The sequence below is a fragment of the Paenibacillus sp. J22P277 genome (genome assembly GCF_059383675.1).
This window is the reverse complement of the sequence record NZ_JBXENS010000006.1, coordinates 711,372-723,872: the sequence shown is the minus strand read 5'-3', so window position 1 is coordinate 723,872 and position 12,501 is coordinate 711,372. Positions and strand designations below refer to the sequence as shown.

Annotated in this window: 5 protein-coding genes; all 5 read left to right on the top strand. The window is 58.2% G+C overall.

The genetic code is table 11. The annotated features are described in order from the left end of the window. The first annotated feature begins 54 nt into the window (after window positions 1-54). A complete protein-coding gene (locus AC50YL_RS23820; RefSeq protein ID WP_494835202.1) occupies window positions 55-930 on the top strand; it encodes a LysR family transcriptional regulator in 876 nt (291 codons plus the stop codon). A gap of 320 nt (window positions 931-1,250) precedes the next feature. Continuing rightward, a complete protein-coding gene (locus tag AC50YL_RS23815; RefSeq protein ID WP_494835200.1) occupies window positions 1,251-7,478 on the top strand; it encodes an InlB B-repeat-containing protein in 6,228 nt (2,075 codons plus the stop codon). Window positions 7,479-7,500: 22 nt separating this feature from the next. Continuing rightward, window positions 7,501-8,691, top strand: coding sequence for a glycoside hydrolase family 88 protein (locus AC50YL_RS23810; RefSeq protein WP_494835199.1), 1,191 nt, complete (start codon window positions 7,501-7,503; stop codon window positions 8,689-8,691). Between the two features lie 49 nt (window positions 8,692-8,740). Further along, window positions 8,741-9,907, top strand: a complete 1,167-nt coding sequence (locus AC50YL_RS23805) for a right-handed parallel beta-helix repeat-containing protein (protein WP_494835198.1) — start codon at window positions 8,741-8,743, stop codon at window positions 9,905-9,907. A 33-nt stretch (window positions 9,908-9,940) separates the two neighbouring features. Beyond that, entirely contained in the window at window positions 9,941-12,415 is a 2,475-nt protein-coding gene (locus AC50YL_RS23800; protein WP_494835197.1) for a glycoside hydrolase family 2 TIM barrel-domain containing protein, read from the top strand. Window positions 12,416-12,501 lie beyond the last annotated feature (86 nt).

Below are 12,501 nucleotides of genomic sequence, written 5' to 3'. Positions count from 1 at the left end.
CCAATCACGTAATCCATAGAAATGGGTTCATTACCAAAGACGGAAGGAGTAATTATGGTGGATTTTGAATGGTATAGAAGCTTTATCGCCATTTTTAAACATAACTCGGTTTCGGAGGCCGCTAAGACTCGGATGATGACGCAGCCGGCGATGAGCCAGCACCTCGCTTCGCTTGAAGCCGAAGTCGGGGAACTGTTGTTCACTCGTACAACGCGAAAGCTGTCTCCTACCGAACGAGGCAAGCAACTTTATTCGTATTTGTCGCCGCATATTGAGTACTTGGAAGAAAAGACGATGGAATTGAATTTACGTTCTTCTCCTGCAATCAAGACGATCAAGATTGGTACGACACCGGAGCTGTTCATTGAAAATATTATGGCTCATATGTCAAGGATGGAATTGAATACCATAACGTACTTCGACGATGCTGACCAATTGCCGGATCTTCTGAAAGCAGATCGGGTAGATATTATTATAACGTGCAAGAAGTTTTCGACACCTGGCATTGAATATGTCCGGCTAATGGAAGGTCACTTCGTTATCGTTGCGCCGTTCGATTTACAGGTGCCAAACTTCTCGAATGTAAAGGACATAGAACGATGGCTATTGCATCAGCAATGGATTAGCTACGGTCTTGAACTCCCGATAATAGGCGGGTATTGGAAAGAGTTCTTTAAGACTAGCCCGCAAATTGTTCCAGTCCATGTCATACCGAATATGCATTTAATCTTAAGCGCGATTGCAGCAGGCTTGGGAGTGAGTCTTCTTCCGACTTACATGCTGAGGCATGATAAAGCGACAGAACCAAAATGGAGGACGGTGCTCGAACATATGGGCATTCGTAACGAGATATTAATTGGATTTCAATCCAAACATAAGCACGTGTCTGTCGTCAATGAATTTATTAAGAATATCTGCGAACCAAACTAGCGCATAGAGCCAAATAAATTAACGCGCAAAAATCGATTCAGGTTCATCGGCACGAATTAGCGAGCGCATGAGAAGTCGGTAAACGCCGGCTTCTTTTTTTATAAAATCAGACCGCGGATGGTTATGGTTTATTTCCGTAAAGCTATCAAAAGTAAACGAAAGGCAATTAAATGCAATATATACCGCCGATAGAATGTGTTACTTTATACGCATCGGCCGTCATCGAAAGTAAGCGCCGCCGGCTTTTCGGAATCGGTGTTTGGAACAAGTACGCTGTTTTCAAGCTTGGGACCGCCATTTTGATAAGGGGGGCATTAATAATGAAACGAAGGCTATTGGCAATTATGATTACTGTAATCATGATGTTGTCGGCGAGCATCCCGATTCCGGCTTTTGCGGGCACCGCGGCGGGGATCGACGTGTCCGTGACTGCGGATAAAACTTCCGTGGAACCGGGCGAGACGGTAACCTATACGGTCATCGTATCCAATAACGGCAGCAAGGGTACCTACAACAATATCAGCATTGTCGCGGGAGAGCACGCCTGGGACATCAAACAGATCAAAAAAGGCAAGTCTCAAATCTTTACCTTTACGGCTGCCTATAACGAGCCGGGAGCATACGCGCTTATCGGCAAAGCGCAGGACAAAAAAGGCGGCCTGATCTCCCAGTCCGGCCTGCTGACCGTTCAGGTGACGAGCCCTGCCGCCGACGACGGATGGGTCACCATCGGCGACAGGGAGGTCGTCGACGTGGACAGATCCTGGCTGGGCGCAAAAGGCGAGGATACGACCCCCGGCAACCCGTATCTGCTGTTCCGCGGATACGAGACCTATAAGGACTACACGACGTTCGATCAGATCAGCGCAGCCAGTCCGTCCGGCTACTGGCCCGTACTTAGCCAAGCCGACAAGCTGATCCCGAACGGCAATACCGACAAGGTCTGGAGATCGGGAGCCGGAGGAGCATGGGACACGAACAGAGTCCTCGAGATCGAGCTTAAACAGCGGCATGATCTGGAGGAGATCTGGTTCTTTGACGGCGGAGCGTACCGCCCCTCGGCTTATTGGAACTTTACGGATCCGAATAACCCCGTTCCCGACGTCCCGAACGATCCTGAAGGCGTAGGCAGCAAGTGGGAAGTCATCGGCGGATCTATCAATGTGTACGGCTATCTGGAAGACGCGCAGAGGTACGAGCTGCTGTTCTCCTATGATATGAACAACGATGACAGCTGGGTGCAGGCAGACCTCAGCGATCTCAGCCATTTCGCCAATCATACCAACCTCACCTACGAGGAAATCAAGCGAGTCTCGAAAATCAAAATCGAAAAGGTGAGCGAGGATAAATACAACTGGTGGGAAGGCGCAGACGTCTACCGAAACTTCGACACCGACGTCAACCTTTCGAGCTTTGTCATGGTCGGCAAGCCCATCACCCGCAGCAAGGTGGCGGCGGTGCAGCGCTCTTGGCTGGGCAACGACGGCAAGGCCGAGGGCGACGGATCGCCTTACCTGCTGTTCGACGGATACGAAAACTACAAGGACTTCACGACGTTCGAGCAGATCAGCGCAGCGGCCCCGAACGGCTACAGGCCCGTACTCAGCGACGAAGAGAAAGCGCTTCCGACGAACGACAGCGTATGGAGAACGGGCGAGGGCGGCAGCAACACGCTGGAGATCGCACTCCATCAGAAGCATACGCTTCAGGAGATGTGGTTCTTTGACGGCGCGGCTTACGGCGCCACATCAGATGCCATACCGGACCAGACCAGCCAATGGCAGGTCGCCGGCGGTTCCGTCAAGGTGTCCGCCTACGTGGATGACCATTACGTGGAGCTGTTCACCTATGCGATGAACAACGACGACAGCTGGGCGCGCATGGACCTCGCCAACCCCGCCAGCTTCGGCGGCGGCTACAGCTACGACGAGATCAAGAACGCCTCGAAAATCAAAATCGAAAAGCTGAGCGGCGGTACGTACAAATATAAGAATTTCGCGGACGATATCATTACGGTCGACCGCGACGTTAACCTTTCCGAGTTCGTTATGCTCGGCCTGCCGCTTGAACCGCTGATCGCGGATACCGGCAAAAGGGAAATCGTGCCTATAGACTGGAACAAAGAACCACAGACTGTACCCGACTTCGACATTGACTTCGGCAAGTCTGTCGGGACCAACAGCTTCTTTAATGACCCCGATCTGGGTGGCAACGTCGTCCCGGTCAGCGGAACGACTAGAGAATATCACACTTGGGCCTGGACGGAATATATGGCCGGAAACGACGCGGGCGCAGGCGACAACGATCCTCGCATGATCGACGATCCCGATAAGCCGCTGGTGGCGTTCGCCAACACCTGGGGCGGTTTTGACGCTTTCTACCGAAACATGAAGGCCGCTGGCGCAATCGTATACCTGTGCCTTCAGAATCTGCATGTCGGGGACACCGAGAGAACGGATCCCGCGTACAACATGCCCAATTACCAGGGCGATGGGGACAAAGAAAACCCCGATTCCTATCTGGGTCACGCCATGAGCTTATGGCAGCATGTCGCTAGGTACGGAAGCGCCAAGAGCACGGAGGAGGGCGGTACCATCGATCCGGATCTGGTGCACGTCGCCCCCGGCACCTCCAAGGAAATCGGGTTGAACCTGATCGAGACGTATGAAAACGGCAACGAATTGAACCTCAAGGGCGTGAGCGGCTACGAGTTCGCGGCCATGACCAGCGCGGACTACGACGGCCACATGAACGCCATGAAGTCTTGGATACACGATACGGACATCGACGTGAACGCGCGGAACGGGAGTTACATCTACACCGAGAAAGCCACCGGCAAGCCTTACTCCGGCGTGGGCATCAAGAATGCCGACCCGAGCGCCAAGCTGTCCATAGCGGGCGTGGGCGGCCTCGACCTCAAGTTCCTGGAAGAGATGACGGAGTGGTTCCTGACCTACAGAACACCGGAAGATTACCTGGATATCAACTATTTCTTAGACGGCGGTTCGTATTACAGGAAACACGATACCGAGAAGCTGGAGCCCTACACCAGAGAGGAAGCGCTGCTCGGAGAAGAACATCCCGAGGATCCGGGAAACTTCCTGTACCGGTTCGAGCAGTTCCCGGTAGACGTGCTGAACGTGCATCATTACGCCCCGGACTCCAAAGACGTCGCGAACGGCAGGGCGATCGGCGGCGTGGCGCCCGAGGAAGACCAGTGGACCAACCAGACGTGGAACCAGGACGTTCCCCTCGAGTACGGCATGAAGTGGGTCATGAATCTTCGCGCGCTCTATTATCCGGGCGCCGAGGTATGGCTTTCCGAGCTGGGCTGGGACAGCGCCCAAGGCACGGCGACCACCGCCAAAGCGAATCAGGATTATTATCCCGGCGTCAACGCCGAGCTCGAATTGAATCCGGATCTTTATCCAAGTTTCCCCGGCAAGGACAATCCGGCAACCTTGCAAAACGTAGTCGGCGGCTTTGAGATGCAAGGCCGCTGGATGGTGAGGGAATTCCTGCTCCTGTCGTCCTGGGGCGTGGATCGTGCCCAGCAGTTCATGCTGCGCGGTTCCGGAACGGGTACCGCCGGTAAATTCAATACCAGCGGGTATCTGGATACCCAAGACGTGCTGGGAGAAGGTCCGAACGCCAAGAAACCCGCATGGTACTATGTCGCGGCCATGCGCAACTGGCTGGGCGATATGCGCTTCGAGAAGGAAGTGGAGACGCCTGCCTATACCAAAAAAGTAGAGCCGTGGGATCCATCGGGCAACGCCTTCACCAATAACAATACCGCGCCCGAAAACGCGCTGAACGTTCTTCAATTCGGCTTCGAAGACGAGAACGCCGGGAAAGACGAGCAAGACAAGAACAACGGCAAGGGCTACGCGCTCTGGCTGGGGACCTCCAAGGGCGATGTGGACGGCAACGATGTCGATTACGAGCTTGATCTGTCCGATATCCCTCAAGCGGATATCGAGGACGTGACGCTGGTCGAGCTGGTGCGCAATAGCGAGACCGGTTCGTCGACATCCATAAAGTCTCAGCTATCTAACGGAAAGGTGACCGTAAGAGTCACGGAGAAACCGGTGTTCGTCATGGTGAACACGGGTGATGATCCGGAGCCTGCGGCGCACAACGTGACGATCGGCCAGACGGCGAACGGAAGCGTGACATCTAATAAAGCTCAGGCGACAGAGGGCGAGCTGATTACGCTCACCGTTGCTCCGAACCCCGATTACAACATGCAGCCTGGCTCGCTCAAGATCAACGGCAGCGCCGCCGGCCTGACCAGCCTTGGCGATAACAAGTACCTGTTCGCTATGCCGGACGAAGACGCCGCCGTGACGGTTTCGTTCGTCGCGATAGAGGCAGGCGACGAGTACGCCGTCCTGTACGACGAGAACTTCGACGCCGGCGACAGCGTAGGCGGAGGAGCATGGGCCGGCGACAGAGCAGCGATCGTCGACCATCCACAAGGTGACGAGGGCGACAAGGCGGTTGAAATTACGCAGGGCGCCGGCAACAACCTGTATCAATTACCGGGGATATCCTTTAAATCGGGCGTCGACTATACCCTTGAATATGACTTTAGGGGCGACAGCGGCATCGACGGAACCAGCTTTTATTTTAACGACGGCCAACGGCTTTTCGACGGCGACGCCCCGGTGGACGGCATGATGAATGTGCGTTCGGCCAGCACCTGGAGCGCGAAGGCGTATACCCAAAACCAATGGCACCATTTCAAATTGCAGTTCAGGCACGACGGCGTGAAATGGTCGTTTACGCTCTACATCGACAACGTCCTGATGGCCGGCGGCCCCGTCGCTAACGCTACCGCTACCGGGAGCCTGACGGTGAAGCTGAAGAACGGCTACCTTAGCGATGAAGGCGGCAAAGCGTATTATGACAATTTCCTCCTCTATCGGGGTCAGCAGGGGGGCGTGCAGACGCCTCACGGCATCGCGGTACCCGGCGAGGTCGCCGGAGGTTCGGTCACCGCGGACAAGGCAACGGCCGCCGAAGGAGAAAACGTCACGCTGACCATAGCCCCGGACGACGGCTATAAGCTGTCATGGCTCAAGATTAACGGCGTAGAACAGACGATAGCCGGCGGCAGCCACGTATTCCTCATGCCGGGCGAGGACGTCGTGGTAACCGCTGCGTTCGAGGAGCTTGACGTTCCATACGCAGTCCTGTATGAAGAAAACTACGACTCGCGCAGCGCTCCGGGCGAGGTTATCGGCTGGGCCGGAACCGGCAGCGCGATTGTCGCCGCTCCGGGCGGAGCGGGCGGCAAGGCGCTTGAGATCACGCAAACCGACGGCAATAGCTTGTATCAATTCCCCGTCATCGCGTTCGAGCCGGGAATCGACTACACCTTGGAATACGACTTTATGGGCAGCGGCACGAGCACCGGCAACGCGCTCTATAACGGGTGGAGCGAGAGGTTTTACGACAGCGGCAGCGATGCGAGCAAGCTGCATCTGCGCATGTGGCAGAGCTGGGTCGCGAAGTCGTATACGAAAGACGCTTGGCACCATTTCAAAGCGGAGTTCAAGCACAACGGCGCGAAGTGGCGGGTAAAACTCTTCCTGGATGGCGTGCTCGTCGACGAAAACGATGTAAACGGCGCGGTTTCCCTCAATCAGCAGCTGATGTTGAAGGTCGGCGGAGCCGGCGGTAAAAACTACTTCGACAATGTCGAGCTCTACCAAGGCGAAAAGTCGGGCGTCGCGTACGCGGTCACGCTGCCCGGCGGGATCGCCGGAGGCTCGGTCATTGCGGACAAGGAATCCGCGGCCGCAGGCGAGAACGTCACGCTGACGTTAGCCCCGGAGGACGGCTATCGACTTCAATCGCTCGCAGTCAAGCTCTACGGTTATGGCACGGAAATCGCGTTGACGCCTGCCGGCAGCAACACATTCACATTTATCATGCCAGCGGGCGATGTCGCCGTAACGGCTGCGTTTGAGGATGCCTACACGGTCCTGCTTGAGGAGAATTTTGACTCGCGCAGCGCTCCGGGCGAGGTGATCGGCTGGGCCGGCACCGGCAGCGCGATTGTCGCCGCTCCGGGCGGAGCGGCCGGCAAAGCGCTAGAGATCACGCAGACGGACGCCAATAGCATGTATCAATTCCCGGCGATGACGCTGGCGCCGAACGTCGGCTACACCCTCGAATATGACTTTATGGGCAGCGGCGTAACCACCGGAAACGCACTCTATCTCGGGTGGAGCGCGAGATTTTACGACAGCGACGGCCCGGCGCAGGGCAGCGATTTGAATCTGCGTCCTTGGAACACTTGGGGCAATGCGTATTATGCCAAGGACGCGTGGCATCATTTCAAAGTGGATTTTACCCACGACGGCACGAAATGGAACTTCACGCTCTATCTGGACAACGTCTCTGTTGCTGCCGGTCCTTGCGACGCGAATGTTACCGGCAGCGTACAGCTGATGTTAAAGGTCGGCGCGACTGCCGCCGGCGGCAAAGGGTACTTTGACAACATCGTCTTCTACCAAGGCGAAAATCCGGTGGTGTAGGAGCTAGGGGAGAGGTGGAAGCATGACGGAGCATAAGATGCACCGCGGCTTGGAACGGGATTTAGGCTGGGCGGATGAGGCTTGGAGCCGGGCGGAAGCAAAAATCGGCCGGAGCGCCAGGTCGATTGGAGCCGCATTTCCGAACGGGACGAAAAACGGACGATACGTCAGAGGGCCGGCGCACGATTGGGTCGCCGGCTTCTGGCCGGGGCTGCTGTGGCTGGCGTACCGGGAGAACGGCGACGAGGAGCTGCGGCGCGTCGCCGAAGCGTGCGAGCGGCAGCTCGCGGAGACGCTGCAGACTTACGACCTGCTGCATCACGACGTCGGCTTCATGTTCAGCTTGAGCAGCGTTGCCCAGCATCGTCTGGCTGAAGCGTCCGGGCGCGGGGGAGATGCGGACGCCAAGCGGCATGCGCTCATCGCGGCCAACCTCCTTGCCGGACGGTACAATCCGCAGGGCGAGTTCATCCGCGCCTGGCCGAATTGGGACGAAGAGGATCATACCGGCTGGGCGATCATCGACTGCCTGATGAATTTGCCGCTGCTGCATTGGGCCGGACGCGAGATCAAGGATCCGCGCTACAAGCACATCGCGATCCGGCACGCCGACTCCGTCCTGCGCGATTTTCTTCGTCCGGACGGCTCGGTCTGCCATATTGTCCGCTACGATCCGGACACCGGGGCGCCGATCGAGTCGCTGGCCGGGCAAGGCCGCGCGGCGGATTCCGCTTGGGCGCGCGGAGCTTCATGGGCGCTGTACGGCTTCGCGCTCAGCTATCGGTACACCGGCGAGGCGCGGTATCGCGAAGCCGCGCTGCGGGTCGCTCGGTTCTTCGTCTCGCAGTTGCCGGAGGACGCCGTCCCTTATTGGGACTTCTTCCTGCCGGAAGCCGGCAAGGCGTCAATGCCGAGAGATTCGTCAGCGGCGGCGATCGCGGCGTCCGGTCTGCTGGAGCTGGCCGAGCTGCACCAAGCGGTGGGAGGGGCGGGAATCGAGGACGCCGCTTGGTGCCGGGCATCGGCCGAGCGGATCGTCCAGTCGCTGTGCGGCCGCTATGCGGAATGGGGCGACGAGCATGAAGGTCTCCTGCGGCATGCAACCGGCTATTATTCGCGCGGCGTGTATGCAGATGAATCGCTGATCTATGGCGATTATTTCTTCGTTGAAGCGCTCGCGAAGCTGCGCGGACGCAAGGAGCTATTCTGGTAAGCGACGATATCGGAGATGGTGCAACGGGGAAGACGGGAGGATGGGCAGGATGAGCGAGATGGGACCGAGAGATCCGATGCTGCGCAATCGCACGATCGAAGTGACGGCGGGAGGTCCGCAAAGCGATTATCCGGGCTTCACGTCGATGGCCGTTCAGTCGGCGGTAGATGAAGCGACCCGGCACGGCGGCGGCATCGTCCGGCTGGATAAAGGCGTTTATAACGTGTTCGGACCGATTCGGCTGACGGATCGGGTCACGCTGGCCGGCGCCGGACCGGAGACGGTTCTGCGTAAGACGGACGGGTTCAAGAGCCCTTTTATCGTCGACGCCGACTACGGCGAGCTGCGCGTGGAGGTGGCGGACGCCGGCGGCTTCCGAGTCGGAATGGGATTACAAATTTTTGACGAGTCGCAAAAATGGGGATGGGACGAAAGCACGGCGGTCATTACGGCGGTGGACGGCAATGTGCTGCGCTTCGACCGGCACCTTGAGCGCGATTACCGCGCGGACGACGGCGGCATGGCAACGAACGCCTGCCCGATCATCGAGGCGGTGGACGCCCAGCAGGTCCGCGTGCGCGACCTTGCGATCGACGGCAACAAGGCGGCCAACGAGCCGATCGGCGGCTGCCGAGCGGGCGGGATCTATCTGAAGAAGGCGCGCGATTGCATGATCGAGCGCGTCTTCGCGCGCGACTTCAACGGCGATGGCATCAGTTGGCAGATTACCGAGAATATCTCCGTGCTTCACTGCGAGGTTCGCGGCTGCACAGGATCGGGGCTGCATCCCGGTGCCGGCTCGCATTCCTCGCGCGTCAAGGATAATACTTGCGTCGACAACGGCACGGCGGGGCTGTTCATCTGCTGGCGCGTCCAGTTCGGCGAGTTCGAGCGCAACGCGCTGGAACATAACGCAGGGCCCGGCATCTCTATCGGACATAAGGACTCCGATAACCGGTTCGCCGACAACGTCATTCGCGGCAACGGGAATGGCGGCGTCTATTTTCGTCCGGAGAACGCGTTCAACGGGGCGAACCGCAACAAGTGGCTCCGCAACGTGATCGAGGACAACGACGGATTCGGATTCTTCGTCAATGCCGGGTCCATCGACAATGAGTTGAAGGATAATCTTATCCGCGATTCGGGAGCGGGCCGGCAGACGGGGGACGTCTGGCTGGCGGATGGCGCAGATCGCTTCCTGACGTATCGGGAGTAGGCGTAAGAGAGCAGACGAAGGAGTCTTTGGAACATGACAAATAGAAGAATTGAATCTACCGTCTCGTATGTGGAGCGGATGCTTGAAGGCACCGATTACCGGAGCATAGCATCCTTGGAGGAAAATTGGCGCTTCCATGCGGGAGACGCTCCGGGCGCGCAAGCGGCCGGCTATGACGACTCGGCTTGGCGGATCGTGCAGCTTCCGCACGACGATTCGGCGGAATCGGATTTCGACGCCGCTTACCCGGCGAACGGCTATGTTCGCTCGGGCGTCTTGTGGTACCGATTGCCGTTCGCTTCTCCGCATCGGCATGCCGGCGGCAAACGTTACCTGATGTTCGACGGAGCCGCGATGAACGCCGAGGTATGGGTGAACGGTCGCTGCCTCGGGACGCATCCCTACGCATTTACGCCATTCTGGCATGATCTTACGCCTCATCTTCGCCCCGCCGGAGAGGAAAATGTCCTTGCGGTCAAAGTGGATGCTTCTCTGCAGCCGTTCGGCAGATCCTATCAAGGAAACGGGCTGTTCCGCCGCGTGCAGGTGATCGTCACCGCCCCCTTGCACATTGACGTATGGGGCGTGGTCGCTAGAACGGAGTCCATCGACGCAGAGGGCGCCTCGATCTCTGTCGCGACGAACATCTCCGTAGGGCGTTATCCCGAGACGAAGTGGAACGCTTTCGTCTGGCAAGGGAAGGGAATGACGGACAATAACGAAATCAGCAAAAACTGCCGACTGAGAACGACGATCCTTGATCCGGAAGGCCGCGAGGTGGCCGTGGCCGAGGCGGAGACGATCGTGCCGCAGTTCGGCAAACATCGGTTCGAGCAGCGGCTGCGCGTGTTGGAACCCGATCTTTGGAGTCCGGACCAGCCGCACCTGTACCGGGTCCGCTCCGTGCTGTTCGTCGAGGACGAGCCGGCGGACGACGTGCTGACCCCGCACGGCATTCGCACGTTATCGTTTTCCGCCGAGGGCTTCGAACTGAACGGAATCGAGACGATAATCAAAGGCGTCTGCTTGCACCAGGACGCAGCGATTTTCGGCGGTGCGGTTCAGACGCGCACTTGGGCGAGCAGGCTGGCCATGCTGAAGGAAGCCGGGTGCAACGCAGTCCGCACGTCGCATCATCCGTTCCCGACGGAATTTTATCATGCGTGCGATTTCCTCGGAATGATGGTCATGGACGAAGCGTTCGACGAATGGCGTTTAGGCTGGGACCGCGGCTATTCGGACTCGCCGTACGGCAAGAACACCTACGGCTATTCGCTGTACTTCGACCAATGGTACGAGACCGACCTTCGGGCGATGGTTCGGCGAGACCGCAATCATCCGAGCGTCATCATGTGGAGCGTGGGCAACGAGATTCCGGATCTCTACTTCGACGAGGGAATCCCCATCTTGCGCAGATTGGTCGAGATCTGCAAGGAGGAGGACGATACCCGGCCCGCAACCGTATGCGCGGAAGGCAATCACCTGCTGAGCTTGCGAGAAGGCATCATGGATTTGGTGGACGTGCCGGGATATAACTATGTCGCCAGCCGGGAAGGCGACGCGTATTACGAACGCATTCACGCCGAGCGTCCGGACCTTGCGCTGCTCGGTTCGGAGACTGAATTCGAGCCGGAGCACTGGAAGCGCATTATGCAGCATCGTTACGTCATCGGACAGTTCCTGTGGGTCGGCATCGATTATTCGGGAGAAGGCGCCGACGTGCTCGGCGAAGACTCCGCTTTGGGCAATACGTTCGATATCTCCGCACTCGCAGGAGGTCGCCGCAGCTGGGCGTTCGGGCTCATCGATGCGGTCGGCACGGCGCGAGGAGAGTATCACTACCGCCGAAGCATCTGGAGCGAAGAGCCGTTCGTTCGGCTTGCCGTCAAGCAACTCGTTCCCGCTGCCAGCGAAGCGTATGCCTACATGAATTCGCACTTTCATTGGAACTGGAACGAAGGCGATCGCAAGACGGTATACGTCTTCACCAACTGCGACGAAGCGGAACTGTTCCTGAACGGGCGCTCGCTCGGGGTATTGGCGAAGGATTCGGAAGGTTACCGCGCGATTGAACTGGACGTCGATTATGTTCCCGGAACGCTCGTTGCAGTCGGCCTGAGCGAAGGGCAGCGCGTATGCGAGGACCAGCTGGTCACCGCAGGTGGCGCGGTACGGCTGGAACTGAGCTGCGACGCCGAACGGTTGTCCGCGGACGGAAGGGACTTCGCGGAGCTGCGTATCCTTGTCGTCGACAAGGATGGCCGCCTTGTGCCTGACGCCGCGCATTCGATTTCCGTCACGGTACAAGGCAGCGGCAGCCTGCTCGGCATTTACTCGGCGGACGCGACGAGCAGCGAGAGCTACCGTTCCGCGAGCTGCCGCGCCTATCGCGGAATCGCCGCCGCCGTCGTGCGGGCGGGGCGGGCTCCGGGAGCGATTGCCATTGAGGCAACGGCTCCGGGGCTGGCTGCCGCGAGCTGGACGTTGCCTTGCGTCAAGCCGGATTAGGCTGCGTGCATTCCGCGAACCGCATTCCTGCATGTATAGACGATATCCATGGCCTGAGCCACCATTCCATATAGAAGGATGGATAT